This window comes from uncultured Modestobacter sp. (assembly GCF_947486615.1).
Taxonomy (GTDB): domain Bacteria; phylum Actinomycetota; class Actinomycetes; order Mycobacteriales; family Geodermatophilaceae; genus Modestobacter.
The window spans coordinates 1-25,961 of sequence record NZ_CANKUD010000014.1 but is presented as its reverse complement, the minus strand read 5'-3'; the positions used below and the strand labels follow the sequence as shown (position 1 = coordinate 25,961).

The following is a 25,961-nucleotide window of genomic DNA, read 5'->3' as shown; positions in this document are numbered from 1 at the left end:
CCGGGGACGGCGCCCCCGGGTCGGGCATCGGACCGTCGGATCACCGTGACCGTCCCAGTCGAGACCGGACGCCGGCCACTGCGTCCCGGAGCTCCGGTACGCCGACCACCACGGCACCCGCGACGACCGCGCTGCCCACCACCACGGTACCGAGGACGACGGTCGCGAGCGAGCCCGCCGAGGACTCACCCAGGTAACGACCGGCCAGCGAGACGACGACCCAGCCCAGCGCCCCGGCGACGGCGGAGACACCGGCCATCTGCAGCGCGGTGGTCGAGGCCTCGGCGCTCACCCGGACGCCCAGCTTCCGCTGCAGCGCGATGCTGCCGACCACCCAGCCGGCGACGTAGGTGGCGCTGGTGGCCACCATCAGCCCGGCGACGACGTGCTCGGGGCTCACCAGCACCGGCACCAGCAGCAGCAACGGCACCCGGACGGCGACCATCGCGACCTGGATGAGCGTCGGGGTGCGGGCGTCCTTCATGGCGTAGAAGACCCGCAGCTGGAGCAGGGTCACCGCCATCGGGAGCAGCCCGAACGCCCCGAACGCGAGGGCGACGCCCACCCCGCGGGCGTCGCTCAGGTCGGCCTCGCCGCGGGCGAAGGCGAGGACGCCGACGGCCGGGCCGAGCACCATCAGCAGCGCGGTGACCGGCAGCAGGCCGGTGGCCGACAGCCGGGTGCCCAGCGAGAGGTCGGCGACCACGCCGTCGGTGTCGTGCCGGGCGGCGGCCCGGCTCATCCGGGGCAGCAGCGCGGTGAGCAGCGCGACGCCGATGATCCCGTAGGGCATCTGGAACAGCAGGCTGGCGTTGCTGAAGGCGAACGGGCCGAGACCACCGGCGTCGGCGGCGGCGTTGGCCACGATGCTGGCCACGACGACGCCGATCTGGCTGACCAGCACGTAGCCGATCACCCAGAGCCCGAGCGTGCCGGCCTCGCCCAGCCCGGTGCCGCGCAGCCCCCAGCGGGGCCGCAGCGGGACGCCGTTCCGGGGCAGCAGCGGCAGCAGCACGAAGGCCTGCACGGCGATGCCCAGGGTGGTGCCGATGCCGAGCAGCCAGACCTGGAAGGGGGTGATGGTGAGCGCGGTGAGCTCCCCGGGACCGGAGGCGAGCAGGAAGACCGCGCCGGTGGCGATGACCACCACGTTGTTCAGCACCGGCGCCCAGGCCGGCGGTCCGAACACCTGCCGGGAGTTGAGCACCGCCGTGGCGAGCGCCCCGATCCCGTAGAACACGATCTCCACCAGCAGGATCCGGGCCAGCCAGTTGGCCAGCTCGACCTGGCCGGGTTGGTCCGGGTTGTCCCGGATGCCCATCAGCCAGGTCAGGGCCGGTGCGGCCAGCACGGCCAGCACGGTGAGCGCGGCCAGCCCCACGGTGGCCAGGGTGAGCAGCCGCTGGGTGTACTTCACGCCGCCGTCGGCGTCCCGCTCCTGGGCGCTGACCAGCAAGGGGACGACGACCGAGGTGAGCACCCCACCGAGCAGCAGCTCGTAGACGATGTTGGGCAGCGTGTTGGCCACCGTGTAGGCGTTGCCGACCGCCGCGAAGCCGAGCGCGGCGGTGAGCACCACGGTGCGGAGGAAGCCGGTGAGCCGCGACACCAGGCTGGCCACGGCCATGGTGCCGGCCGCCCGCAGGACGCTCCGGCTCCCCCGGGAGCTGCCGCCGTCGGCGCCGCCGTCCTCGGGTTCGTCCGGTTCCTCCTCCAGGTACCGGGGCAGCGCGGGGACGACCGGGATCAGCTGGGTGTCGTCCGGACCGGGCACGAAGCGGCGCGGCCGCGCCGGTGGGGGCACCGGGGGCAGCGGCGCACGCCGCCGGGCGGCGTCGGCCGGCAGCGGAGGTGCCGGCGCGGGAGGTGCCGGGACGGCGGGCGACGGCGGACCCGCGGACAGCGGTGGCACGGCGGGCTGCCCGGCAGCGGGCCGGGCGCCCGGGTAGCCCGGCGGTGGGGGCAGCGGGCGAGGCGTCGGCCGCCGGGCAGCCGGGGCCGCCTCCCCGGCGGGGGCGGCCGGACGCGGCTGCGGTGCGGCGGGGCCGGCTCCGGTGGACGGGGCACCGCGGTACGGCGGTGGGGGCAGCGGGACGGCCGGCCGTGGGCGCTCCGGGCGGGGCGCCTCCCGGCCGTCGTCGGCGCGCTGCTGGTCCGGTGGGCCGGGACGGCGGCTGCCGGTCACACCGGGCTCCGGGTCGGCGGCTGGGAACCGACGCCGTGCGCGGCGGCGTCGTCCGTGGTCTCCCCGCGACGGCGCTTGAGCAGGAACAGGACGCCGCGGCGCAGGAACAGCAGCCCCAGCAGGCCGGCCGCCCCGATGGTGAGCCCGAGGGTGATCGGCCCGTAGACGGTGCTCTTGACCTGCATCTCCACCGGCTCGCCCAGCGGGACGCCACCGGGGGTGGTCAGCAGCGCGGTGACCGCGAAGCCACCGGACTGCCGCACCTGGGTGGGCACCTCCAGCGGGGTGCGGGACAGCGGCGGCAGGGTCTGCACACCGATGTCCTCGGTGGTCAGCCCGACCGCGCCGCGGGTGCTCAGCTCCAGCCGGACCTGGACGGCGAAGGGCAGGTCGTTCTGCACGGTGAGGATCAGCGGCGCGCTGCTCGAGGCCAGGCTGTAGGTGCCCTCCACGGGGGCGAGCAACGTGACCTGCTGGCGCAGGTCGGTCATGGTCTCGCGCAGCTGGGCGACCGCGTCGGCGAACCCGTCGGTGTCGTCGCGCCACTGCCCGGACGCCGCCCGGGCCAGCGCGGCGTCGTAGCCGGCCAGCTCGGTGCCGGGGTCGTCGACCGCGGCCGCGAAGTCGTCCCGTACCCGGACGCTCTCGGCGATCGCGGCCATGCCCTCGGTGGGGAGGAAGAGCTCGGCACCGGGCACCAGGTCCCCGGTCGCGGCGGCCGGCCCCGCCTCCAGCGCCGGCACCGGGACCGGGGCGAGCCAGGGCTGGGTGATGCTGTCGGTGATCATCGCCGCGACGCTGTCCACGTCGGGGTCGACCAGGCGGGGCGGGACGACGAGCACGGTCTGCGGCGTGCCGGGCGCACGCTCGGCCAGCTGCGTGGTGAGCGCACCCAGCTCGGCCAGGTAGCGCTGCTCGGCCAGCCGACCGACGCCGGAGTCGGGGGTGGCCCCGGCGACGGCGTCGGCCAGCCGGCCGTCGGCCACCAGCGCGGTCACCTCACCGCCGGCGGTGGTCAGGGTGCCGCGGGCCGTCGCCGGGTCGCCGTCCTCGCCGACGGCACGGCCGCCCTCGGTCAGCCCCTGCTCGGCCAGCACGACCGTGCCGGCCCCGCCGGCCTGCAGCACGTCGAGGGTGTCCGCGCGGACGGTGCCACCGACCGGCCAGGCCAGGTCGGTGCGCGGCGCAACGCCCAGCACCTCGCGGACCACCTCGGCGCCCGCACTGGTCGAGGCGGTCTCCTCGGCGGCCGGCGCGGGCTCACCCGCGGCGTCGCCCGGCTCGGTGGTCGGCGAGGTCGCCGCCGTGCCGTCGTCGTCCAGCGGCTGGCGGGCGACGCCCTCCGCGGTGCCCGGCAGCGTGCGGGCCAGCACGCCCGGCAGCCCGGCCGCGACGAGGGCGTCCCCGTCGACGTCGGCGTAGGGCAGCACCGCCACGTCCTGCTCGCCGGCGACGGCCCGCAGCCGGTCGAGCAGGTCGGCGGCGTCCTCGGTGCCGGTGCCCTGCTCGCCACCGGCGGTGTAGGGGCCGTCGGCCATCACCGCCAGCTCCTCGAGCAGGGCCGGGTCCACCGCGAGCGTCACCGGCACGGCCGGCCCGTCACCGCCCGGGGCCTCCGGGATCCGTTCGAGCACCTCGACCGCCCGGTCCAGCCGGCCGCCGTCGGCGACCTCGGTGGCCAGGTCGTCGTCGGTGAACGCACCGGCGGCGTCCCGGTGGGGCTCGTCGGTCAGCGGCCAGAGCCAGGCCACCGACGTCCGGGTCGCCGGGGTGGGCGACTGGGCGACCAGGTGGGTCCACAGCTCGCCGGCGCGCTCGGTGCCGCTGCCGGACCGGACGCCGTTGACGTTGACCAGCACCGGGTAGACGCCGTCCGGACCGATCCGCAGCTCCTCGGCCGTGGTGGTGTAGCTGAAGGGCAGCGAGCCGCCGGGCGCCAGCTCGCCGTCCACCGGCCGGAACGGGGCGGTGGCGGCGGTGGCGTCGCCGGGGTCGTCGACGTCGTCGGCCAGGCCGGCGCGGGTGGCGATCCGGTCCCCCCGCTGCAGGCGCACCTCCAGGTCGGTCCAGGTGTCGCTGCTGTCGTTCACCAGGGCGCCGGTGACCTCGATCTGCGCGCCGGGGGTGACCGTCTTCGGCTCCAGCCGGCTCACCGTCACCCGCAGCGGGTGTGCGCTGACGCTGTCGGTGGCGCTGGCGTCGGTGTCCGAGGGCGCCGCACCGGCGGCCGGCGCCACCAGTCCGGCGCCCAGCGTCAGCCCGGTGCCCAGCGTCAGCACCGCGGCCAGCGCCGCCACCCGGCCGGAGCAGGCGCCCAGCGGCGACCCAGAGGCGGCGAGGAGGGTCCGGGGGCGACCGTCGGCGCGGCCGGCGGCCCGCCGTCTCACGCGCTGTCGGCCAGCAGGCCCGGCGCGCGCTCCACCAACGCGCGCTCGTCGGCGTAGGCCAGCCGCCCGCCGAGTTCGGTCAGCGGCACCCAGGCGACCTCGGTGACCTCGATGTCGGCGTCGGAGAGCGCGCCGCCGACGGCCCGCAGCAGGAAGTGGTGCACCGTCTTGTGCACCCGGCGCCCGTCGGCGACGAACCAGAAGTCGATGATGCCGAGCGGGGCGACGACCTCGCCGATGATGCCGGTCTCCTCGGCGACCTCGCGGACGGCGGTGTCCTCCGGGGTCTCACCCTGCTCGATGTGCCCCTTGGGCAGCGACCAGAGCAGCCGGCCACGGCGGTCGGTGCGGCCGATCAGGGCCGCGCGGGGGCCGGTGCCGTCGTCGTCGGCCACCACCAGGCCGCCGGCCGAGGTCTCGTCGACGCGGCGCAGGCGGCGGCCGGGGCGCTGCCGCCCGCCCGTCCCAGCCATGCCAGGAGGGTAGCGCGCGGGACGGCACTACCCTCGATCGTCGTGTCAACAGAGCCGTCGCGTCGCGCCCCCTCCGGCCCGACCCCACCACCCGCGCCCGTCCCCCCGGCGGTGCAGCAGACGGTGCGCGAGCTCGTCGACGTCTCCCCCGTGCTGGTGGCGCTGGGTGAGCGCTTCACCGCCGCGGGGCACGAGGTGCACCTGGTGGGTGGCTCGGTGCGGGACGCGCTGCTCGCCGCGGGGACGGGGCGGCCGCTGCCGACCGGCGACCTCGACCTGACCACCGACGCCCGCCCCGAGCAGACCCTCGAGGTGCTGCGCGGCTGGGCCAGTTCCACGTGGAACACCGGCATCGCCTTCGGCACGGTGGGCGCCGAGGTGCGCGGCGAGCGGGTGGAGATCACCACGTTCCGTGCCGACCGCTACGACCGCGAGTCGCGCAACCCCGAGGTGGCCTGGGGTGGGTCCCTCGTCGACGACCTGGCCCGCCGCGACTTCACCGTCAACGCGATGGCCGTCTCCCTCGGGCCCGACCGCACCGTGACCGACCCGTTCGGCGGCCTGGGTGACCTGCTCGCCCGCCGGCTGCGGACGCCGGGCCGGGCCGTGGACTCCTTCGCCGACGACCCGCTGCGGATGCTGCGTGCCGTGCGCTTCGTCGCCCAGCTCCAGCTCGTCCCGGACCCCGAGGTCGTCCAGGCGATGACCGAGCTCGCCCCCGAGCTGGCGCGGATCACCGCCGAGCGGGTCCAGCACGAGTTCTCCCGCACCCTGCTCAACGACTACCCCAGCGAGGCGCTGGACCTCTTCGTCTCCACCGGTCTGGCCGACGTGGTGCTGCCCGAGCTCGCCGCACTGCGGATGGAGATCGACGAGCACCACCAGCACAAGGACGTCTACGTCCACTCGCTGACCGTGCTGGAGCAGGCGATCGCACTGGAGCAGGCCGATCCGCAGTCGCCGTCCCCGGACCTGGTGCTCCGGCTGGCCGCGCTGCTGCACGACATCGGCAAGCCGGCCACCCGCCGGCACGAGGACCGTGGCCGGGTCTCCTTCCACCACCACGAGGTGGTCGGAGCGAAGCTGGTGCGCAAGCGGCTGACCGCGCTGAAGTACCCGAAGGACGTCGTCGAGGCGGTCTCCCGGCTGACCTTCCTGCACCTGCGCTTCCACGGCTACGGCCGCGGGGAGTGGACCGACTCCGCCGTCCGCCGGTACGTGACCGACGCCGGTGACCTGCTCCCCCGGCTGCACAAGCTGGTCCGCTCGGACTGCACGACGCGGAACCGGAAGCGGGCCGCGGCGCTGTCGGCGACCTACGACTCCCTCGAGGAGCGCATCCAGGCGTTGGCGGAGCAGGAGGACCTCTCCCGGATCCGCCCCGACCTGGACGGCAACCGGATCATGGAGCTGCTGGGGATCGCCCCGGGCCGCGAGGTCGGCGAGGCCTGGCGGTTCCTCAAGGACCTGCGGCTGGAACGCGGCCCGCTCGAGCCCGACGAGGCCGAGGCCGAGCTGCTCGCCTGGTGGCGCTCCCGCAGCTGAGCGGTGCGACCGGTCAGGCGTGCTGGCCGGTCTCGTGCCGGAGGCCGGGCAGTGCGCGCAGCGCCAGCGGGGTGTCCTGCTCCCGGCGGGCCTGGCCCCGGGCCCAGCGGGCGAAGAGCAGGGCGGTGAGCAGGTAACCGACCCCGATGACCACGAGCAGCGGCCAGCTGACCCCGGAGGCCGGCAACGCGAACGCCCCGACCAGCAGGGCGAGGACGAAGGTCACGTTGAACAACGTGTCGTAGGCGGAGAACACCCGGCCGCGGAAGTCGTCGTCCACCGCCTCCTGCAGCGTGGTGTCCACGCAGATCTTGATGCTCTGGGCGACGAACCCGAGGGTCAGGACGGCGGCCACGATCGCCGGGGGCTCGAACAGCCCGCCGAGCACCAGTTGGCCGACCCCGCCGAGCAGCAGCATGGCTACCACCCAGGCGGCCTTGCCCCACCGGCGGACCGCCCACGGCGTCACCGCGGCGGCCAGCAGCGTGCCGGCCGCACCGGCGGCGAGCACCTCGCCCAGCCCGGCCAGGCCGCCCCGGAAGAGCCCGGAGGAGTCGGTGAAGGTGTTGCGGTACAGCAGCAGCGTCATCAGCGTGAGCAGGCCGTAGCACACCCGGTGCACGGCCATCACCGACAGGACGGCGCCGGCCGGCGGGTGGGCCAGCACGTGCCGGGTGCCGGCGAGCATGCCGTGCAGCACGTCCCGGGCGCTGACCGTCGCCGCGACGGTCAGGTGGTCAGGACCCAGGTACGGCCGGCTGAACCCGGCGACGACGGCGGAGGCGACCAGGTACGGCACCGCGGAGGCGAGGGCGAGCGCGGCGTAGGCCCCGCTGCCGGACCCCAGGACCGCGGAGGACACGATCGCCACGCCACCGCCGAGCACCGCGGCCACCGCCCCGGCCGTGGTGGACAGCGCGTTGGCCGAGACCAGCGAGGGCCGGTCGGTGGTGTGCGGCAGGGCGGCGGACAGCGCGGACAGCACGAACCGGTTGACCGAGAAGACCAGCAGGCCGGCGACGTAGAACAGCACGCCCTGGATGCCGGCGAGGGTGAGCGCGGCGACCCCGACCACCAGCACGGCCCGCACCACGTTGGCCACCAGCAGCACCTGCCGCCGGCTCCAGCGGTCCAGCCACACGCCGGCGAACGGCCCGACCAGCGAGTAGGGGAGCAGCAGGATCGCGAACCCGGCGGCGACGTCGATCGGGTCGGTGGCCTGCTGGGGGTTGAAGAGCACCGTGCCGGCCAGCGCCGCCTGGAAGACGCCGTCGCCGAACTGGGAGGAGAGCCGGGTCAGCAGCAGCCGGCGGAAGTCGCCCCGCTGCAGCAGGTGCCGCACGGTGGTGGGCGACTGGTGCACCCCAGCCACACTACGTCGCCGTGCGCGCGCCGCCAGGTCACGCAGCCGGCCACGGGCCGGGGCCCCGAGCAGGCGCGGGACCGGCCGCGCCGCGGGCCGCGAGGCGGGGTCGCCGAGCCACCCCCCGGCCGCACACCTGATGCACACTGGAGCGCGATGAACCCGGTGCCCTCGTCACCCGAGCCCGAGCGTCGTCCCGCAGCCGGACAGGCCGCCGGACGCCGCCGGCGCAGCGCCGTACCCGCCATCTCGGTGGGCTGCCTGGACGACGTCCGGCCCGGCTCCCTGCTGGTGGCGATGCCGGCGCTGACCGACCCGACCTTCGCCGGGGCCGTGGTCTACGTGCTCGACCACTCCGACACCGGCACGATCGGCGTGGTGCTCGGCCGGCCCAGCGAGGTGCGGATCGGCGACGTGCTGCCCGGCTGGTCGGAGCTGGCGGTCGAGCCCGGGGTGTTCCACGTCGGCGGCCCGTGCGAGACCGACACGGCGCTGTGCCTGGCCACCCGGAGGGGCACTGCGCCGCTGCCGGCCGGGAGCGGCCTGCGGGAGGTGGCCGGTGCGGTGCACCTGGTCGACCTGGACAGCGACCCGGACGAACTGGACGGCGAGATCGGCGGCCTGCGGGTGTTCGCCGGGTACGCCGGGTGGTCGGCCGGGCAGCTGGCCACCGAGCTGGCCGAAGGGGCGTGGGCGTGCGTGGCCGGCGTCCCCGCCGACCTGCTGACCGACGCCGCCGGGCCGGACCTGTGGCGGTCGGTGCTGCGCCGCCAGTCCGGGCGGCTGGGCGTGCTGTCGACGGCCCCGGCGGACCCCTCGGCCAACTGAGGCCGTCACCGGTCGGGCGTGTCGACTCCCGGTGAGCGCTCCGGACTGGTAGGAAGAGCTCACAGGAGGGGGCGACCTGGGGAAGAGGCCGCCCCCTCCTGTGCTGTCCGGCTCCCGCCGCTGCCGGCTAGAGGCCCAGCGCCGCGGCGATCTCCGGGTGCTCGGTCAGCGAGACGGTGTCCTCGTCGGACGGCAGGGTGATCTCCCGCTCGCCATGGTCGGCCAGGGTGATGGTCACGTCGAAGTCCTGCAGCCGGGTGAGGTACTGGACCAGCAGCTTGCTGTCCGCGGCGACCGCTATCCGCGCGCCGGTCCCGCTCTGGAACACCGAGCTGAGCTGCCCGTTGACCGATCGGCTGCCGACCCAGGTGTAGTCGGCGAAGGACCGCGGGTCGTCGGCGGAGCGGGCGGAGAGCCGGGGCACCATCTGCACCAGCACGTCCAGCAGTGACGCCGTCCCGGACGCGTCGGTCGCCGCGATCGGCCGGCGCACGTAGGTGGCCGCGGGCAGGCCGGCGGCGGTCAGCGCCTCGTCGAGCCCGGGGACGCCGCCCTGCCAGAGGTCGTCCTCGGTGAAGAAGAGGGTGCGGGTGTCGTCGGGGCGGCCGTCGCCGTAGCTGGTGACCGCCTGGGCCCGTCCGATCCCGCGGGCGAAGTCGACCTCGCCGGTCAGGGTGAGCACGGCGCCCTCGGCGAACGGCGCGGTCACCTCGAAGTCGGCCCCGCCCTGCTGACGGTTGGCGTACAGCACCTGGCTGAGCACCTCGGCCTCCTCCGAGCTGACCTCGGCCCCGGGCTCCCGCTGCTCGGCGTCCTCGCTGCCGCACCCGCTGAGCAGGGCGAGCAGGGCGAGCAGCACTCCGGCGGCCGCGACCCGCAGCGGGGTCGGGAACGGGTGGGTGCCAGGACGGGAGCGCATGGGGGTCAGGGTAAGAGGAACGCCTGAGGGGCCCGAGCCGTCGGCTCGGGCCCCTCAGGTTCCTTCGGCCCCGTCCGGAGGCTCGCCCCGAGCTTGCGAGGGGTGAGAGGGACGGGGTCCTTCTAGTCGCCGCGGATGAAGGCCTCGACGGCGTCCCGGGCCTCGCTGTCGCTGTACTGCTCCGGCGGGCTCTTCATGAAGTAGGACGACGCGGACAGGATCGGGCCGCCGATGCCGCGGTCCTTGGCGATCTTCGCGGCGCGGACGGCGTCGATGATGATGCCGGCCGAGTTCGGGGAGTCCCAGACCTCGAGCTTGTACTCCAGGTTCAGCGGGACGTCGCCGAACGCACGGCCCTCCAGGCGGACGTAGGCCCACTTGCGGTCCGAGAGCCACGGCACGTGGTCCGAGGGGCCGATGTGCACGTTGCCCTTGCCCATGTCCCGGTCGACCTGGCTGGTGACCGACTGGGTCTTGGAGATCTTCTTGGACTCCAGGCGCTCGCGCTCGAGCATGTTCTTGAAGTCCATGTTGCCGCCGACATTGAGCTGCATGGTGCGGTCCAGCTGCACGCCGCGGTCCTCGAACAGCTTGGCCAGCACCCGGTGGGTGATGGTGGCGCCCACCTGGCTCTTGATGTCGTCACCGACGATCGGCACCCCGGCGGCGGTGAACTTGTCCGCCCACTCCTTGGTGCCGGCGATGAAGACCGGCAGCGCGTTGACGAACGCGACGCCGGCGTCGATCGCGGCCTGGGCGTAGTGCTCCGCGGCCTGCTGCGAGCCGACCGGGAGGTAGCAGACCAGCACGTCGGCGCCGGACTCCCGCAGCGCGGTGACCATGTCGACGGGCTGCTCGTCGGACTCCTCGACGATCTCGCGGTAGTACTTGCCGAGCCCGTCGAGGGTGGTGCCGCGCTGCACGGTCACGCCCAGCGGCGGCACGTCGGCGATCTTGATGGTGTTGTTCTCGCTGGCGACGATCGCCTCGGAGAGGTCGCGGCCGACCTTCTTGGCGTCGACGTCGAACGCCGCGACGAACTCGACGTCGGAGACGTGGTAGTCGCCGAACCGGACGTGCATGAGGCCGGGGACCGATGCGGTCTCGTCGGCGTCCCGGTAGTACTCGACGCCCTGGACGAGCGACGCGGCGCAGTTGCCGACGCCGACGATGGCGACCTTGACCGATGCCATGGACTGACTCCCTCCGACGGACCCGACCGGGCCCGGACGATGTGCGGTGGACGTGCTGCGGGCGGTGCGGTGGTTCAGGTGGTGACGGCGTTCGGTGGTGCTGTCGGGGTGGGCGTCTGCTCCGCCCGGGCGGCCTCGGCGCGCGCGTTGTCGTCGCGCTCGCTGTCGATGAGCTCGGTGAGCCAGCGGACCTCGCGGTCGACCGAGTCCAGACCGTGCCGCTGCAGCTCGAGGGTGTAGCGGTCGAGCTTCTCCTGGGTGCGGCGCAGCGAGTCCATGAGCCGGTCGCGCTGCCGCTCGACGGTGCGCCGCCGGCCCTCGAGGATGCGCAGCCGCACGTCGGCGGCGGTGTGCCGGAAGAACGCCAGGTGGACGCCGAACCGGCTCTCGTCGTCGTAGGCCTCGGGCCCGGTCTGGCTGACCAGGTCGGCGAAGCGCTCCTTGCCCTCGGCGGTGATCGCGTAGACGACCTTCCCGCGCCGCCCGGTGAGGGCCGGGGCGTCGGCGGGCAGCAGCGCCCGCGGGACCGGGTCCTCGCTGGCGATCAGCCCGGCGGCCTGCAGCCGCTTGAGCGCCGGGTACAGCGACCCGTAGGAGATCGAGCGCAGTCCGCCGAGCACCGCGGCCAGCTCCTTGCGGAGCTCGTAGCCGTGCATCGGTGACTGCTGCAGCAGGCCCAGGATGGCGAACTCGAGCACGGTGCCACCTCCTGGTCTGCCGGCGTTCACGGGATCGATGTATCGGCACGATACATCCGGGCGCGGTACGGGGCGCAAGTCGGACGACCAGTTCACCGGCGCCCCACCAGCCCCATGTCGACATCGCGAGCAGGTCACGGGGGCCCCGGACGTGCGTACATTGGCGGCCGTGCCCGGACGACGGTCGGTGGTGGACCACGCGCTGCAGCGACGCGCGCGTCTCGCCGACGTCTGCCGTGGCCACCACCTGATGTCCGACGCCCTGGGTGCCGAGCCGGCCTCCGGGCGGGCACCACGCACGACCCGCCGGGCGGCGACCGAGTAGTCGCCACCGGCCCGACGCCACCGGGCCGCGTGCAGCCGGCACACAGCTGAAGACGTCACCCTGGGTGCGGCCGGCACGGCGACCCCGTCGCCGGCCGACTCCCCACGACCTCGAGGAAGGGGCCACCGCGTGCCTCCCCACGACGAGACCGCCCGCGTCACCCCCGGTGGCGGCTCGGTCCGCCGTCCACCCCCCGCCCGGGCCCGGGCAGCGGGTGGCAGCTCCGCCGGCGCTCGCCGTCCGGCGGTCAGCGGGCGCGCCCGCACGACGGCCTCGTCCTCGGGCGGTGCCCGTCCGGCCGCCCGCTCCGGCGGCGGTGGCGGGCGTCCGCCGGTCAAGCCGCCCACGGGCGGACGTCGTCCCGGTGGCAGCGGCAGCGGCCGGCCGCCCGGCGGCGGCAAGCGGAAGCGGACGGCGAAGCAGAAGCGGCGGCGGGTGCTCAAGGTCCTCGCCGGGAGCTTCGTGGCCATGCTGGTGCTGCTCGGGGTCTTCGTCGGGGTCGTCTACGCCACCACCGAGGTGCCCTCGCCCGACTCCATCGCCAACGAGCAGACGACGGTCGTCTACTACGCCGACGGCGTCACCGAGATGGCCCGGCTCAACGACGGCAAGAACCGCACCGAGGTCACGCTGGAGCAGATGTCCGAGCCGGCCGTCAACGCGGTGCTGGCGGCGGAGAACCGGGCGTTCTACTCCGACCCCGGCATCTCCTTCACCGGCATCGCGCGCGCCGCGTGGAACAACCTCACCGGTGGCTCGACCCAGGGTGGCTCGACCATCACCCAGCAGTACGTGAAGAACGCCTTCCTCAACTCCGACCAGACCTTCAGCCGCAAGTTCAAGGAGCTCTTCCTCGCGGTCAAGCTGGACAACGAGTACTCGAAGGAGGAGATCCTCCAGAACTACCTGAACACCATCTACTTCGGCCGCAGCGCCTACGGCATCGAGGCCGCGGCGACCACCTACTTCGGCGTGCCGGCCGCGCAGCTGACCGCCGAGCAGGGCGCCGTGCTCGCCGTGCTGATCCGCAACCCGACGAACAACGACCCGGAGACCAACCCGGAGGGCGCGCAGCAGCGATGGGGCCTGGTGCTCGACGCGATGGTCGAGCAGGGCTGGCTGGACCCCGCCGCCCGCGCCGCGGCGGCCTACCCGGCGGTGCTGCCGAAGACCGGCAACACCGCCGGCATCCCGGCCGGCCCGGAGGGGCACATCGTCCGGCAGGTCATCGCCGAGCTGAAGGACCCGCCGTTCAGCTACGACGACGACGACATCTACACCGGCGGCCTGCGGATCACCACGACCGTGGACAAGGCCAAGCAGGACGCCGCGGTCGCCGCGGTGAACGACGTGATGGCCGGTGAGCCGGAGAAGCTGGAGCAGGCGCTGGTCGCGATCGACCCCAAGACCGGCGGGGTGCTGGCCTACTACGGCAACGCCCAGGCCCGCAGCGACGACCCGAACGTCGACACCACCGACTACGCCCAGGCGCCCAAGCCGCCGGGCTCGTCGTTCAAGCCCTACACACTGGCCGCCGCGCTGCAGAACGGCTTCAGCGTGGACACCCGCCGGGACGGCACCTCCCCGCAGGAGTTCGACGACCGGATCGGGCTGCCGGTGGTCAACTCCGGCAACGCGCAGTGCGCCAACTGCACGATCAAGCAGGCGATGACCAGGTCGCTGAACACCACCTTCTACGGCCTGGCCTACGAGGTGGGCCCGGACGTGGTGGCCCAGCTGGCCCGGGAGGTCATCGGCCTCCCCGCGGTGTGGGACGCGGAGCAGAAGGACCCCACCGTGTCCGACCAGCTGACCGGCAAGCCGACGCTGTCCAGTCCGGCGACCGGGGTGACCGGTGGCTCGATCGGCATCGGCGAGTACGAGGTCCGGCCGATCCAGCAGGCCGCCGGCTTCGCCACCTTCGCCGCCGGCGGGGTCCGGCACAACACCCACTTCATCGGCACGGTCACCGGCAGTGACGGCCCGCTGCTGGGCACCGGGTCGACCGCCTCCGACCAGCCCATCTCCGCGGAGGTGGCCAGCGACGTCACCTTCGCGCTGGAGGACGTCGCCGAGTCCTCGGACCTGCCGCTGGACGGTGACCGTCCGGTGGCGGCCAAGACCGGCACCCAGGGGGCCAACCGGACCGACAACTCCGACGCCTGGATGGTGGGCTACACCCCGTCGATCTCCACCGCGGTGTGGATCGGGACCAAGGGCAACGAGGCCATCACGACCACCTCGGGGAACATCATCTACGGCTCGGGCCTGCCCGGTGACATCTGGCAGCAGTTCATGGACACCGTGCTCGAGGGCACCCCGGAGGAGCCGCTGCCCTCCGAGGCGCTGATCGAGGGCGACCCGGACAAGAGCATCCCGGAGCCGACGACGGAGGCCCCCGCGCCGACCACCCAGGCGCAGCCGACCCCGACGACGGTGGACGACGGTGGCGCCGAGGCGCGGGCGCGTGAGCGCGCCCGGCAGGAAGCCGAACGGGCCGCGCAGCTGGCCGAGGAGGCCCGCAGGTCGGCGGAGGCCGAGGCCGAGGCGAGCAGGTCGTCCGCGGCGAACCAGCCGCCGGTGGACCCCTGCACCCAGTCGCCCGCGCCGGCCTCGTGTGCGCCGGCACCGACGGGAGTGCCGGTCCCCAGCCAGCCGACGAACTGATGCCGCGGGCAGACTGACCGCGTGACCGCACCACCGACGGGCCCGTCCTCCGATCTCCCGGAGGGCGGGCCCGCGGTGTCTCCGCGGCCGGTCCCGCCGGTGCCGCAGGTGGCCGCGCCGCCGTGGCCGGACCGCGTCGTCCCGAGCTGGACCGACCCGGTCGCCGCGCAGGCCAGCGAGGCCGTCGGTGGCCCGTGGGGCCGGCACGCGGTGACCGGGCGGGCGCTGTTCTGGACGCCGCTGCGGGTCTGCCTGCTCCTCACCGTCGCGGTCCTCGGCCTGGCCTGGGCCAAGCAGGCGCCCTGCGCCGACGGCAACTGGACGGGCAGCAAGCAGTACACCCACCTCTGCTACAACGACGCCGTCCCGCTGTTCGGGGTGCACGGGCTGGACGAGGGCGCCGTCCCCTACCTGGACTCCGCCGTGGAGTACCCGGTGCTCACCGGCGGGCTGATGCAGCTGTCCGCGGTGATCGCCCGCGGGTGGGACGACCTGGCCGCCGGCCTCGGCCCGCTGCCCGAGCCCACCCCGGTGCTGAGCTTCTACGTGGTGACCTGCCTGCTGCTCTCCGCTCTCGCGCTGCTGGTCACCCGGGGGGTGCTGGCGCTGGCCGGCCGGCGCCCCTGGGACGCGGCGATGGTCGCGCTGTCCCCGCTGCTGCTGGTGCACGCCTTCACCAACTGGGACCTGCTGGCCGTCGCGCTGACCACGTTCGGCATGTGGGCGTGGGCGCGGCGGCGCCCGGTGCTCGCCGGGGCGCTGATCGGGCTGGGGGTGGCCGCCAAGCTCTACCCGGTGATCGTGCTGGGCGTGCTGTTCGTGCTGTGCCTGCGGGCCGGCCGGCTGCGGCCCTGGCTGTCGACGACCGTCGCCGCGGGGCTGGCCTGGCTGGCGGTCAACCTGCCGGTGGCCCTGGCGGCACCGGAGAACTGGGCGCGGTTCTTCACCTTCAGCGACGTCCGCCCGGCCAACCCGGAGAGCATCTGGGCGATCGCCCTGCACTACGCCCCGCAGTTCCTGGACGGCCCGCTCACCGAGGGGGAGACACCCTCGGTGCTGAACGCGGTGGTGGCGGTGCTGCTGCTGCTCTGCGCGGCCGGGGTGGCCTGGCTGGCCCTGGCGGCCCCGCTCCGCCCCCGCCTCCCGCAGCTGGCGTTCCTGCTGGTCGCGGCCTTCCTGCTGCTGAACAAGGTGTGGAGCCCGCAGTACTCGCTGTGGCTGCTGCCGCTGGCGGTGCTGGCCCGGCCGAGGTGGCGCTCGCTGCTGCTGTGGCAGGCCACCGAGGCGCTGGTCTGGGCGACGACGCTGCTCTACTACCTGGGCGCGGACAACCGCGGCATCGGCGTGGAGTGGTTCTACCTGTCGGTGGTCGTCCGGGACGTCGCCGTCCTCGTCCTGATGGCCCTGGTGGCCCGGGAGGTCTGGCGGCCCGACGCCGACCTGGTGCGGCGCAGCTGGCCCGGCACCGACGACCCGGCCGGCGGGATGCTCGACGGTGCGCCCGACCGCTGGGTGCTGCCCCGGCCGTGGGGGCGGGCTCAGCCGGTGAGCGCCGAGCGCAGGAGCGCGATCTCCTCGGCGTGAGCGGCCGGGTCGCCGGGGGTCTCCAGCACGACGGGGGCGCCGGCGGTGCGGGCCACCTCCACCAGCAGCTCGGTCGGGATCTCACCGGCCCCCAGCGGGGCGTGCCGGTCCCGGCCGGACCCGGCGGGGTCGCGGCTGTTGTTCAGGTGCACCAGGTCGATCCGCCCGGTGACCGCCCGGACGTCGTCCACGACGCGGGCCAGGTCCCAGCCGGCCGCCCAGGCGTGGCAGGTGTCCAGCACGAAGCCGGCGCCGAACTCACCCACGGCCTCCCACAGCCGGGCGACGGCGTCGAGCTCGCGGGCCATCGCGTTGTCGCCACCGGCGGTGTTCTCGATCAGCACCGGGACGCCGAAGCCGCCGTCGTCGGCCTGCCGGGCGAAGGTCTTGCGCCAGTTGTCGACCCCGGCCGCCGGATCGTCCTTCGCGAGCACGTGGCCGCCGTGCACCACCATGCCGCGGGCGCCGATCGCGGCCGAGGCCAGCGCGTGCTGGCCCAGCAGCTTGCGGCTGGGGATGCGGATCCGGTTGTTGGTCGAGGCGACGTTGAGCACGTAGGGGGCGTGCACGAAGACGGCCACGTCGGAGCCGAGCAGCGCTTCGGCATCCGGCCGCGGCGCCGGCGCCTTCCAGCCCTGCGGGTCGGCCAGGAACACTTGGACGGCGTCGGCGTCCAGCTCCGCGGCGCGGGCCAGCGGACCGCCGTCGTCCAGCTCGCCGGCCTCGGTCAGGCCCGGTCCGACGTGCACGCCGATCAGCTGTCCGGTCACCCGGGGAGCGTAGAGCGCCGGTCCGACGCACACGTGGCGTCAAGGGCGCTGGTAGCCTGTCCGGTGCGCGTCCTCCCCTGCTCGGTGCAGGTCCGGGCGCGTGACGCATGTACGACCCTCCTGCTGCAGACACCCTGCGGCCGCTGAGACCAGAGGAGGTGGGGTTCTCCGTGCGTAACTACGAACTGATGATCATCCTCGACCCTGAGCTCGAGGAGCGGACCATCGCTCCCAGCCTGGATCGTTTCCTGACCGTCGTCACCAACTCCGGTGGCACCGTCAAGACCGAGATCTGGGGCCGTCGTCGGCTGGCCTACGAGATCAACAAGAACGCCGAGGGCATCTACGCCATCGTCGAGATCCAGGCCGAGCCGGCCGCCGTCGCCGAGCTGGACCGTCAGCTGAACCTGAACGAGTCCATCCTGCGCACCAAGCTGATGCGCCCCGAGGCCCACTGACCATGGCCGGCGAGACCGTCATCACCGTCATCGGGAACCTGACGGCCGACCCGGAGCTGCGGTTCACGCCGTCCGGCGCCGCCGTCGCCAACTTCACCGTCGCCTCCACCCCCCGCACCTTCGACCGCCAGTCGCAGGAGTGGAAGGACGGCGAGGCGCTGTTCCTCCGCTGCAACGTCTGGCGTCAGGCGGCGGAGAACGTCGCCGAGTCGCTCACCCGCGGTTCGCGGGTCATCGTCTCGGGCCGGCTGAAGCAGCGTTCCTTCGACACGAAGGAAGGCGAGAAGCGCACCGTCATCGAGCTGGAGGTCGACGAGATCGGCCCCTCCCTGCGGTACGCCACCGCCAAGGTCACCCGCGCTGCGCGCAGCGAGGGCGGCGGCGGTGGGTTCGGCGGCGGCGGCAACAGCGGTGGCGGTGGCGGTGGCTTCTCCGGTGGCGGAGCGAGCGACCCCTGGTCCACCCCGCCGGCATCGTCCGACGAACCCCCTTTCTGATCTCCCCGTACTGATCTCTCCCAGGAGAACCCCAAGTGCCCAAGCCTCCCCCCCGCAAGATCAAGAAGAAGGTCTGCCAGTTCTGCAAGGACAAGGCGACCTACGTGGACTACAAGGACACGACCCTGCTGCGGAAGTTCATCTCCGATCGCGGCAAGATCCGTGCCCGCCGCGTCAGCGGCAACTGCAGCCAGCACCAGCGTGACGTCGCCGTGGCCGTGAAGAACAGCCGCGAGATGGCCCTGCTGCCCTACACCTCCACGGCGCGCTGATCATGAGCACCATGAAGCTGATCCTCACGCAGGAGGTCACCGGTCTCGGGTCCTCCGGCGACACCGTCGAGGTCAAGGGCGGGTACGCCCGCAACTACCTCCTGCCCCGCGGGCTGGCCATGCTGGCCACCCGTGGTGCCGAGAAGCAGGTGCAGAGCCTGCGCCGGGCCCGTGCGGCCCGCGACGTGCGCACGCTCGAGGAGGCCCAGGCGGTCGCCGGTCGGCTCTCCGGGCTGACCGTCACCCTGCCGGCCCGCTCGGGCGACGGTGGCCGGCTCTTCGGCCGGATCACCACCGCCGACGTCGCCGCCGCGGTCTCCGCCTCCGGTGGCCCGGAGCTGGACCGTCGTCGCATCGAGCTGCCCAGCAGCATCAAGAGCCTCGGCACCCACACCGTCACGGTGCGGGTCCACCCGGAGGTCACCGTGCCGGTGACCCTGGACGTCGTCGCAGGCTGATCGAGGCGCCCCCTGTCGGGGCGTGCACCGCCCACGAGGGGCGTCGGACTCCGGTCCGGCGCCCCTCGTGGCGTTCTCCGGCCGGACGACGGCGGAGCGGTCGCCCACCGTTCTCCACAGCGCCGCCCCCACCCGGAGTGGCGGGACGCCGCGGGGGCTCCCCAGTGGGCGTCCCAGGGGCCTGGTGGACCTCGCTGATCGGGCGCCGGTGTCGACACGGCGGCCGGCCCGCCCGTGGACGGCAGGTGAACCCCGCGCCCGTCGTGAGCGGCGTGCCCGTGGCGGTCGGACCGCCGCCGCTGTGGTCCACGGCACCGTCGGGTGGCCCCGGTTACGCGTGTGACCAGCGAGGATCCGGCGACACGCCCGGGGGCCGCGGGAGCGGGCGAGTTGCCGGATTTCTTCCGTCCACACCCTGGGCACTGCCGCTGTGCAGGTGACGGGCGGGTGGCGGCGACACGACGACCGCTGGTCCCCCGCGGTCTCCACACGGTGACCGCCTCCATCCACCGACTTGTCCACAAGTTGTGCAGAAGGGCGTGCACAGCGGTGTTGGACGCGGGCCCCGCCGGGTTCCTAACGTCTCCCCCAGCCACCGCCGGGCGCGAACTGTCGGCGCCCGGTGGTAGCTGTTGTGCGAACAGCTGTTCGAGCTGTGCGAACGAGTGGGACGCGTCGCGCGGGGCCCTCCGGCCTCATGGCGTGACGGGACGAGGGGGATACCAGCGTGGCGGTCGTCGACGACATCAGCAGGCCGAGGGTCACGGCCCCGGAGTACGACCGGCAGCCCCCGCAGGACGTCGCCGCGGAGCAGTCGGTGCTCGGCGGCATGCTGATGAGCAAGGACGCGATCGCCGACGTCGTCGAGGTGCTCGCCGGCCCCGACTTCTACCGTCCGGCGCACCAGATCGTCTTCGATGTCATCCTCGACCTCTACGGCCGCGGTGAGCCCGCCGACGCGATCACCGTCGCCGCCGAGCTGAACCGCACCGACCAGCTGTCCAAGATGGGCGGCGCGGTCTACCTGCACACGCTGATCGCCTCCACCCCGACGGCCGCCAACGCCGGCTACTACGCCGCGATCGTCGCCGAGCAGGCCGTCCTACGGCGGCTGGTGGAGGCCGGCACCCGCGTCGTCCAGCTGGGCTACGGCGCGGCCGGCGGGAAGGGCGACGTCGACGACATCGTCGACCGCGCCCAGCAGGAGATCTACGACGTCACCGAGAAGCGGATGAGCGAGGACTACTCCCGCCTGGAGGACGTCCTGCAGCCCACCATGGACGAGCTGGACGCCATCGCGTCGCGGGGTGGCACCGCCCGCGGTGTGCCCACCGGCATCCGTGACCTCGACGAGCTGACCAACGGCCTGCAGGCCGGTCAGATGGTGGTCATCGCCGCCCGCCCCGGTGTCGGCAAGAGCACCCTGGGCCTGGACATCGCCCGCTCGGCCACGGTCAAGCACCACCTGCCGGCGGCGATCTTCTCGCTCGAGATGAGCAAGCACGAGATCACCATGCGTCTGCTGTCGGCCGAGGCGAAGGTGCCGCTGCACCACATGCGCGCCGGCACGCTGTCCGATGAGGACTGGTCGAAGCTGGCCCGCCGGATGGGCGAGATCGCCGACGCACCGCTCTACATCGACGACTCCCCGAACATGACGATGATGGAGATCCGGGCCAAGGCGCGGCGCCTGAAGCAGCGCAACGACCTCAAGCTGATCGTCATCGACTACCTCCAGCTGATGACCTCGGGCAAGAAGGTGGAGAGCCGCCAGCAGGAGGTCTCGGAGTTCTCCCGCGCGCTGAAGCTGCTGGCCAAGGAGCTCGAACTGCCGGTCATCGCCATGTCGCAGCTGAACCGTGGGTCGGAGCAGCGTCAGGACAAGAAGCCGATGCTGTCCGACCTCCGTGAGTCCGGCTCGATCGAGCAGGACGCCGACATGGTGATGATGATCCACCGCGAGGACATGTACGAGAAGGAGTCCCCGCGGGCCGGCGAGGCCGACATCATGCTGGTCAAGCACCGCAACGGCCCCACCGCGAACGTCACGGTCGCCTTCCAGGGCCACTACTCACGCTTCGTCGACATGGCGAACTGATCGGCTGGTCCAACGTGCCCGCACTCGTCGAACCGACCACCCGGCTGCACGCCGCCTGGCTCGCCGCGCACCGCGAGTGGGGCGAGGGCGTCCACGAGGACGGCGCGGGTCTGCGGCCCGAGGACGAGGTGGAGACGTCCGCGGGCTTCGCGGCCTGGGTGCACCGGCTGCGCGCTGAGTCCGATCCCGCAGTACCTCCCGCCGAGGGGCGGGTGCGGTGCAGCTACTGGTGGGTCGTCGAAGGCGATGACGTGCTGGGCGCCATCGCCCTGCGCCACGAGCTCAACGACTTCCTGCTCCGGGCCGGCGGGCACATTGGCTACGGCATCCGCCCGTCGGCCCGCCGCCGCGGCCTGGCGAGCTGGGCACTGGCCGCGGTGCTCTCCCGAGCCCGGACGCTCGGGCTGGACCGGGTGCTGATCACCTGCGCCGATGGAAACGCCGCCTCGGCCCGGGTCATCGAGCGGGCCGGCGGCGTCCTGGAGGACGTCCGGGACACCGAGCTCGGCCGCACGCGCCGCTACTGGGTCGACCTCCCCGGCTGAGGACGCCGGACTTGTCAGTGGGCCCTGCCATCGTCTGGCCATGAGGCTGCTGACTGCGACGACACAGGACCAGGGCAACCGCGAGGGTGACTTCACCTACGCCGTCGAGGGCGAGCTCGTCCTGCTGGAAGAGGTCTGTGCCACGGACCGACGGGATCCCGACGGGGGCTGCGGTTGCGGCCGGGCGTTCGCTGGCATGAGCTCGCACCGGGCGACGACGACCGCCGTGGTTCGGGAGCTCGACCTCACCTACGACGACGTGGAGCTCGCGGTGTCCGGCTACTACCGCGCCGGCGGTGCGGGCCCGGAGGTGATCGGTGTGGAGGAGTTCGCCGTCCTGGTGAACGACCAGGCCCACGAGGTGATCCGGTTCGCTCAGGCCTTCCCGGTGGACACCGTGCTCGGCAGGCGCCCGGACAGCGTCTTCCCGCGGTCCGTCCCAGCCAGCCGATGAGCCGACTGCCGCGCGTCTCATCGGTCGGCGTGGGTCCCCAGATAGCGGCTGGACCGCGCCTAGCGTCGACAGGCGATGACCTCCCGGCCGCTCCACGTGAAACACCGCTCGCTCGCGCTCGCGGCCCTCGTCGTCCTCGGGACGGCGGGCTGCCAGCTCAGCACCGAGCCCACCCCCGACACGGTCTCCGAGGCGGCCGGGCAGGGCTCGGCGAGCACTCAGATCGCCGGGCAGGCGGCGGTCGACGTGCTGTCCACGCTGCCGGTGAAGGGCCGCGCGGCAAGGACTGGCTATGACCGCGACGAGTTCGGGGCCACCTGGGCCGACGTCGACCGCAACGGCTGCGACACCCGCAACGACGTCCTGGCCCGCGACCTGGTCGACGAGGTGTTCCGGGCCGGCACCCAGGACTGTGTGGTGGAGACCGGCACGCTCGCCGACCCCTACACCGGCACCACGATCGCGTTCGAGAAGGGCGACGGCAGCAGCGTGGACATCGACCACGTCGTCGCGCTGAGCAACGGCTGGCAGACCGGCGCCTTCGCCTGGGACGAGGCCCGCCGCACCGCCTTCGCCAACGACCCGCTCAACCTGCTCGCCGTCGACTACGCGGCCAACCGGCAGAAGGGCGACGGCGACGCCGCCACCTGGCTGCCGTCCGCCCGCGGGTTCCGCTGCACCTACGTCGCCCGCCAGGTCGCGGTGAAGGCCACCTACGGCCTCTGGGTCACCCAGGCCGAGCACGACGCCATCGCCCGCGTGCTGGAGACCTGCCCCGGCGAACCGGTCCCGTCGTCGCCCGCACCCGCCCCGGACGGTTCCGCGGAACCGTCGGCCACCGAGCCCGGGTCCGAGCCCTTCGCGAACTGCGCGGCGGCTCGCGCCGCCGGCGCCGCGCCCTTGCACCGTGGTGACCCGGGCTGGTCCGACAGCATGGACGGCGACGGGGACGGCACCGCCTGCGAGTAGTGCGGCCGGTCAGTCGCGCAGGTTCAGCTGGTCGTGCCGCAGGGCGAACTCATCCATCTCCTCGGGAGACGGTGTCCGGCCGCCGGCGTGCAGCTCGACGAGGCCGGTGAAGTACTCCTCCCGCGGGATGCCCGGGGTGAACAGGATGAGGAACCGCGCTCCGACGTCCGGGCCCACCGACCGGAAGCCGTGCACGCCCGAGCGGGGCACGTACACCAGGTCCCCGGCGTGGGCCGTCGTCCACTCGCCGTCGGCCAGCACCGACAGCGCCCCCTCCAGCACGTGGAAGGACTCGCTGAACGTGCGGTGCAGGTGCGGCCCCGGACCGCTGCCGCCCGGCGCCATGGTCACCTCGAACAGGCCGAAGTCGCCGCGGGTCTGGCTGCCGGTGGCGACGAACCGTGTGCGGCCGGCGGAGGCCTGGTCCTCCTGGCGGGAGAACGTGGCCGGGTCGGGCAGGTACGTCATGCCCCGTGCCTACACCCGGGAGAGCACGGCCACCAGGAAGTCGGCGTCCGGGCCGAAGGGCCGCAGGTCCCAGGTCGACAGCAGGACGTCGGCCGCCCAGCCGGTGGCGCGGGCGTCGTCCAGGAACTCCTCGAACGGGTAACCGCGGCCGGCGCCGAAGCCGATCGCCGCCCGGCCCCCGTCCGCGAGGTGGGCACCCAGCCGGCGGAGCACCTCGCGGCGGGTGCTGGGCGCCAGGAAGGCCATCACGTTGCCGGCGCAGACGATCCCGTCGAACCGGTCGGGCAGGTCCAGTTCGGCCAGGTCACCGACGAGCCAGCGCGGGCCCGGGTGGTCGGCCTCGGCGGCGGCGATCAGCACCGGGTCGGCGTCCACGCCCACCACGGTGTGCCCGGCCTCGGCCAGCACCGCGCCGACCCGGCCCGGGCCGCAGCCGGCGTCGAGCACCCGGGAGCCGCGCGGCAGCATCGCGTCGACGAGCCGCGCCTCCCCCGCCAGGTCGGCGCCCTGCGCGGCCAGTGCGCGGAACCGCTCGACGTAGCGGGGCGAGTGGTCGGGGTCGGACTGGGTGATCTGCGTCCATGCGCTCGGCTCGACCATGGGGGCATCATCGACGGTCGGGCTCGGAGCGGGCCGGGAGGGGGGACGGCGCGTGCGGCGTGAGCCGAGCATCCTGCACCTGGACCTCGACGCCTTCTTCGCCGCCGTGGAGCAGCGGGACAAGCCCTCGCTGCGCGGCCGGCCGGTCGTCGTCGGCGGCACCGGCGGGCGGGGCGTGGTCGCCACCGCCTCTTACGAGGCCCGGGCGTTCGGTGCCCGCAGCGCCATGCCCACCGCTGAGGCGCGCCGGCTCTGCCCGCCGGGCACCGCCTTCCTGGGCGGCCGGTTCGCGGCCTACCGGCGGACGTCGGAGGTGGTCATGGCCCTGCTGCGTGAGCTCTCGCCACTGGTCGAGCCGGTCTCCATCGACGAGGCCTACGTCGACCTGGCCGCCGGCGACCACGACCTGTCCGTGGCCGGGGTGACCGCACTGGCCACCGACCTCAAGGCCCGGCTCGCGGTGGCCACCGGCGGCGTCACCGGCTCGGTCGGCATCGGCACCTCCAAGTCGCTCGCGAAGATCGGCTCGGAGCTGCGCAAACCGGACGGGCTGACCGTCGTCGCACCGGGCCAGGAGCTGGACGTGCTGCACCCGCTGCCGGTGCGCAGCCTCGGCGGCGTCGGCCCGGCCACCGCCGAGCGGCTGGCGCAGGTCTCGGTGAAGACCATCGGCGACCTGCACCGGCTCTCGCTGGTCGACCTGACCAGTCTGGTCGGCCAGGCGCACGGTGCGGGCCTGTACCGGCTGGCCCGCGCCGACGACGACCGGCCGGTGATCACCGACCGGGAGGCCAAGTCGGTGAGCGCGGAGGAGACCTTCGCCCGCGACCTCACCGACCCGGCGCGGCTGGCCGCGGAGATCGACGCGCTCGCCCACCGGGTGGGCACCCGGCTGCAGCGTTCGGGCACGTCGGGCCGGACGGTGACGCTCAAGGTCCGCCGGTACGACTTCAGCACCCTCACCCGGTCGCAGACCCTGCCGCACGCCGTCGACGACCCGCGACAGATCGCCGAGATCGCCCACCGGCTGCTCGCCGCGGTCGACCGCAGCGGCGGCCTGCGGCTGCTCGGGGTCGGCGTCTCCGGGCTCTCGCCCTACGCCCAGGGCGACCTGCTCGCCGAGGCGCTGGCCCCGGCCGAGGACGCCGCAGTCGAGGACGCCGCAGTCGAGGACGCCGCCGTCGACGAGGACCCGGAGCCGGTGCCGGTGCCGGCCGATCCGGCGCCCGGGCCGGCGGTGGTGGCCTGGTACCCCGGCCAGGACGTCGTCCACCCCGACCTCGGTGCGGGCTGGGTGTGGGGCAGCGGGCTGAACCGGGTGACCGTGCGGTTCGAGGGCCCGCGGACCGCGCCCGGTCCGGTGCGCACCCTGGCCGCCGACGACCCGGCGCTGCAGCCGGCCGACCCGCCGGACTGGACCACCCCCTGAACGGGTGGGCCAGCCCCTTCGGGGCATGCGCCGACGGTGGTGATCACGACAGACTCACCGGCGTGCCCCAGGACCCCCAGAACACCCCGGACGACGACGCCCCCGTCGACCCGGCCCACGGGCATGCGCTGACCGAGCGGGCGTTCCGCGCCGCCGCCGGCCGCGGTGACCAGCAGGCGGCGCTGGAGCTCGCGTTCCTGCTGCGCGAGGCGGGCCGGCAGCTGGAGGCATGGCACTGGGCGCAGCTCGCCGCCGACGCCGGCTCCCGGCCCGCCGCCACGACCCTGGCCTGCTGGCGCTGGGAGGAGAGCCGCGACCCGGCGCTGGAGCCGCAGCTGCGGGCCGGCGCCGAGCACTCCGAGGTCGCCCGCGCGGCGCTGGCCGACCTGCTGCGCAGCACCCGCCGGGTCGAGGAGGCCCGCACCGTGCTCGAGCGCGGCGCTGCCCGCGGCGAGGTGGCCGCCTGGCTGCCACTGGGCAACCTGTACCGCGACGAGCTGGACGACGTGGTCGCCGCCGAGGCCGCCTACCGGGCCGGCATCGAGGGCGGTGATCTGCACTCGCACCACAACCTCGGCGTGCTGCTGCTCGGCGCCGGTGACGTGGACACCGCGATCGAGCACTTCTCCATCGCCGCCGCCGGCGGGGACGAGCTGGCCGCACTCGTGCTGCGCGAGGTCCTCGAGGAGGGCTGAGCCCTCGGTAGCACAGAGCATCGTTGAAGTTCTTGGATCTTGACTTGAGGTGATGGCCTCTCGTTCCGAGGAGTCATCGGT

The 25,961-nt window shown here is 74.0% G+C and carries 25 protein-coding genes; 15 read left to right on the top strand and 10 right to left on the bottom strand.

Features of this window, described 5'->3' with window-relative positions; translation table 11 throughout:
• Positions 1–40 precede the first annotated feature (40 nt).
• The 3 genes from murJ to Q1A09_RS20190 are packed head-to-tail and all read right to left on the bottom strand — an operon-like array spanning position 41 to position 5,045.
• On the bottom strand, positions 41–2,185 hold the full coding sequence (murJ, locus tag Q1A09_RS20200) for a murein biosynthesis integral membrane protein MurJ (RefSeq protein WP_299959280.1): 2,145 nt from the start codon (positions 2,183–2,185) through the stop codon (positions 41–43).
• Complete coding sequence (locus Q1A09_RS20195) at positions 2,182–4,572, bottom strand: DUF6049 family protein (RefSeq protein WP_299959278.1); 2,391 nt, start codon at positions 4,570–4,572, stop codon at positions 2,182–2,184. Before Q1A09_RS20195 ends, murJ begins: the two co-directional genes overlap by 4 nt.
• Positions 4,569–5,045 (bottom strand): NUDIX hydrolase, encoded by a 477-nt coding sequence (locus Q1A09_RS20190; protein ID WP_299959276.1) that lies wholly within the window; start codon positions 5,043–5,045, stop codon positions 4,569–4,571. Before Q1A09_RS20190 ends, Q1A09_RS20195 begins: the two co-directional genes overlap by 4 nt.
• 123 nt (positions 5,046–5,168) lie before the next feature.
• Between Q1A09_RS20190 and Q1A09_RS20185 the strand changes: the two genes are divergently transcribed.
• Positions 5,169–6,590: a CCA tRNA nucleotidyltransferase gene (locus Q1A09_RS20185; protein ID WP_299959273.1), complete on the top strand. Its 1,422-nt coding sequence runs from the start codon at positions 5,169–5,171 to the stop codon at positions 6,588–6,590.
• Between the two features lie 13 nt (positions 6,591–6,603).
• On the opposite strand, the gene Q1A09_RS20180 is transcribed toward Q1A09_RS20185, so the two are convergent.
• Positions 6,604–7,953: an MFS transporter gene (locus tag Q1A09_RS20180; protein ID WP_299959270.1), complete on the bottom strand. Its 1,350-nt coding sequence runs from the start codon at positions 7,951–7,953 to the stop codon at positions 6,604–6,606.
• 156 nt (positions 7,954–8,109) lie between these two features.
• Between Q1A09_RS20180 and Q1A09_RS20175 the strand changes: the two genes are divergently transcribed.
• Complete coding sequence (locus Q1A09_RS20175; RefSeq protein ID WP_299959268.1) at positions 8,110–8,781, top strand: YqgE/AlgH family protein; 672 nt, start codon at positions 8,110–8,112, stop codon at positions 8,779–8,781.
• Positions 8,782–8,908: 127 nt separating this feature from the next.
• On the opposite strand, the gene Q1A09_RS20170 is transcribed toward Q1A09_RS20175, so the two are convergent.
• The 3 genes from Q1A09_RS20170 to Q1A09_RS20160 form a co-directional block, all read right to left on the bottom strand.
• Entirely contained in the window at positions 8,909–9,700 is a 792-nt protein-coding gene (locus Q1A09_RS20170; protein WP_299959267.1) for a hypothetical protein, read from the bottom strand.
• A 122-nt stretch (positions 9,701–9,822) separates the two neighbouring features.
• Positions 9,823–10,893, bottom strand: a complete 1,071-nt coding sequence (locus Q1A09_RS20165; protein ID WP_299959264.1) for an inositol-3-phosphate synthase — start codon at positions 10,891–10,893, stop codon at positions 9,823–9,825.
• A gap of 74 nt (positions 10,894–10,967) precedes the next feature.
• Positions 10,968–11,591, bottom strand: a complete 624-nt coding sequence (locus tag Q1A09_RS20160) for a PadR family transcriptional regulator (RefSeq protein ID WP_299959261.1) — start codon at positions 11,589–11,591, stop codon at positions 10,968–10,970.
• 169 nt (positions 11,592–11,760) lie between these two features.
• Between Q1A09_RS20160 and Q1A09_RS20155 the strand changes: the two genes are divergently transcribed.
• The 3 genes from Q1A09_RS20155 to Q1A09_RS20145 all read left to right on the top strand — a co-directional run bounded on the left by Q1A09_RS20155 (position 11,761) and on the right by Q1A09_RS20145 (position 16,167).
• Positions 11,761–11,916 carry a hypothetical protein gene (locus Q1A09_RS20155; protein ID WP_299959258.1) on the top strand — a complete coding sequence of 52 codons (156 nt, stop codon included), beginning with the start codon at positions 11,761–11,763 and terminating at the stop codon, positions 11,914–11,916.
• 129 nt (positions 11,917–12,045) lie between these two features.
• Positions 12,046–14,583 (top strand): transglycosylase domain-containing protein, encoded by a 2,538-nt coding sequence (locus tag Q1A09_RS20150; RefSeq protein WP_299959255.1) that lies wholly within the window; start codon positions 12,046–12,048, stop codon positions 14,581–14,583.
• 21 nt (positions 14,584–14,604) lie between these two features.
• Positions 14,605–16,167 (top strand): glycosyltransferase family 87 protein, encoded by a 1,563-nt coding sequence (locus Q1A09_RS20145; RefSeq protein ID WP_299959253.1) that lies wholly within the window; start codon positions 14,605–14,607, stop codon positions 16,165–16,167.
• On the opposite strand, the gene Q1A09_RS20140 is transcribed toward Q1A09_RS20145, so the two are convergent.
• Positions 16,122–16,937: a deoxyribonuclease IV gene (locus tag Q1A09_RS20140; protein WP_299959250.1), complete on the bottom strand. Its 816-nt coding sequence runs from the start codon at positions 16,935–16,937 to the stop codon at positions 16,122–16,124. The two genes, Q1A09_RS20145 and Q1A09_RS20140, sit on opposite strands and share 46 nt — an antisense overlap.
• A gap of 170 nt (positions 16,938–17,107) precedes the next feature.
• Here Q1A09_RS20140 and rpsF point away from each other — a divergent pair, with 170 nt between their 5' ends.
• The 8 genes from rpsF to Q1A09_RS20100 all read left to right on the top strand — a co-directional run bounded on the left by rpsF (position 17,108) and on the right by Q1A09_RS20100 (position 22,688).
• Entirely contained in the window at positions 17,108–17,395 is a 288-nt protein-coding gene (rpsF, locus tag Q1A09_RS20135) for a 30S ribosomal protein S6 (protein WP_299959247.1), read from the top strand.
• Between the two features lie 2 nt (positions 17,396–17,397).
• On the top strand, positions 17,398–17,892 hold the full coding sequence (locus Q1A09_RS20130) for a single-stranded DNA-binding protein (protein WP_299959245.1): 495 nt from the start codon (positions 17,398–17,400) through the stop codon (positions 17,890–17,892).
• A 35-nt stretch (positions 17,893–17,927) separates the two neighbouring features.
• The gene (gene rpsR / locus Q1A09_RS20125; RefSeq protein WP_163610177.1) at positions 17,928–18,164 is read left to right on the top strand and encodes a 30S ribosomal protein S18; all 237 of its coding nucleotides are present in this window, start codon (positions 17,928–17,930) and stop codon (positions 18,162–18,164) included.
• Positions 18,165–18,175: 11 nt separating this feature from the next.
• Positions 18,176–18,622 (top strand): 50S ribosomal protein L9, encoded by a 447-nt coding sequence (gene rplI, locus Q1A09_RS20120; RefSeq protein WP_299959236.1) that lies wholly within the window; start codon positions 18,176–18,178, stop codon positions 18,620–18,622.
• Positions 18,623–19,349: 727 nt separating this feature from the next.
• Positions 19,350–20,720: a replicative DNA helicase gene (gene dnaB, locus Q1A09_RS20115; RefSeq protein WP_299959233.1), complete on the top strand. Its 1,371-nt coding sequence runs from the start codon at positions 19,350–19,352 to the stop codon at positions 20,718–20,720.
• Positions 20,721–20,734: 14 nt separating this feature from the next.
• A complete protein-coding gene (locus Q1A09_RS20110) occupies positions 20,735–21,265 on the top strand; it encodes a GNAT family N-acetyltransferase (protein ID WP_299959230.1) in 531 nt (176 codons plus the stop codon).
• A gap of 40 nt (positions 21,266–21,305) precedes the next feature.
• Entirely contained in the window at positions 21,306–21,719 is a 414-nt protein-coding gene (locus Q1A09_RS20105; RefSeq protein ID WP_299959227.1) for a hypothetical protein, read from the top strand.
• Between the two features lie 75 nt (positions 21,720–21,794).
• Positions 21,795–22,688: a DUF1524 domain-containing protein gene (locus Q1A09_RS20100; RefSeq protein WP_299959224.1), complete on the top strand. Its 894-nt coding sequence runs from the start codon at positions 21,795–21,797 to the stop codon at positions 22,686–22,688.
• A gap of 9 nt (positions 22,689–22,697) precedes the next feature.
• Here Q1A09_RS20100 and Q1A09_RS20095 read toward each other — a convergent pair whose 3' ends face one another.
• Both Q1A09_RS20095 and Q1A09_RS20090 read right to left on the bottom strand, forming a co-directional pair.
• Positions 22,698–23,156, bottom strand: coding sequence for a cupin domain-containing protein (locus tag Q1A09_RS20095; protein ID WP_299959221.1), 459 nt, complete (start codon positions 23,154–23,156; stop codon positions 22,698–22,700).
• Between the two features lie 9 nt (positions 23,157–23,165).
• Positions 23,166–23,756, bottom strand: coding sequence for a bifunctional 2-polyprenyl-6-hydroxyphenol methylase/3-demethylubiquinol 3-O-methyltransferase UbiG (locus Q1A09_RS20090; RefSeq protein ID WP_299959218.1), 591 nt, complete (start codon positions 23,754–23,756; stop codon positions 23,166–23,168).
• Between the two features lie 52 nt (positions 23,757–23,808).
• Between Q1A09_RS20090 and Q1A09_RS20085 the strand changes: the two genes are divergently transcribed.
• Together Q1A09_RS20085 and Q1A09_RS20080 are read left to right on the top strand one after the other, a co-directional pair.
• A complete protein-coding gene (locus tag Q1A09_RS20085) occupies positions 23,809–25,185 on the top strand; it encodes a DNA polymerase IV (RefSeq protein WP_299959215.1) in 1,377 nt (458 codons plus the stop codon).
• A 62-nt stretch (positions 25,186–25,247) separates the two neighbouring features.
• Complete coding sequence (locus Q1A09_RS20080) at positions 25,248–25,880, top strand: hypothetical protein (RefSeq protein ID WP_299959212.1); 633 nt, start codon at positions 25,248–25,250, stop codon at positions 25,878–25,880.
• Positions 25,881–25,961: the final 81 nt, after the last annotated feature.

Bases quoted from the DNA above. Each gene is read 5' to 3' on its own strand.
- Q1A09_RS20090 (WP_299959218.1), bottom strand. From the start codon at position 23,756: ATGGTCGAGCCGAGCGCATGGACGCAGATCACCCAGTCCGACCCCGAC.
- Q1A09_RS20165 (WP_299959264.1), bottom strand. From the start codon at position 10,893: ATGGCATCGGTCAAGGTCGCCATCGTCGGCGTCGGCAACTGCGCCGCG.
- Q1A09_RS20170 (WP_299959267.1), bottom strand. From the start codon at position 9,700: ATGCGCTCCCGTCCTGGCACCCACCCGTTCCCGACCCCGCTGCGGGTC.
- Q1A09_RS20130 (WP_299959245.1), top strand. From the start codon at position 17,398: ATGGCCGGCGAGACCGTCATCACCGTCATCGGGAACCTGACGGCCGAC.
- Q1A09_RS20190 (WP_299959276.1), bottom strand. From the start codon at position 5,045: ATGGCTGGGACGGGCGGGCGGCAGCGCCCCGGCCGCCGCCTGCGCCGC.
- Q1A09_RS20105 (WP_299959227.1), top strand. From the start codon at position 21,306: ATGAGGCTGCTGACTGCGACGACACAGGACCAGGGCAACCGCGAGGGT.
- Q1A09_RS20095 (WP_299959221.1), bottom strand. From the start codon at position 23,156: ATGACGTACCTGCCCGACCCGGCCACGTTCTCCCGCCAGGAGGACCAG.
- rplI (WP_299959236.1), top strand. From the start codon at position 18,176: ATGAAGCTGATCCTCACGCAGGAGGTCACCGGTCTCGGGTCCTCCGGC.
- Q1A09_RS20100 (WP_299959224.1), top strand. From the start codon at position 21,795: ATGACCTCCCGGCCGCTCCACGTGAAACACCGCTCGCTCGCGCTCGCG.
- Q1A09_RS20175 (WP_299959268.1), top strand. From the start codon at position 8,110: ATGAACCCGGTGCCCTCGTCACCCGAGCCCGAGCGTCGTCCCGCAGCC.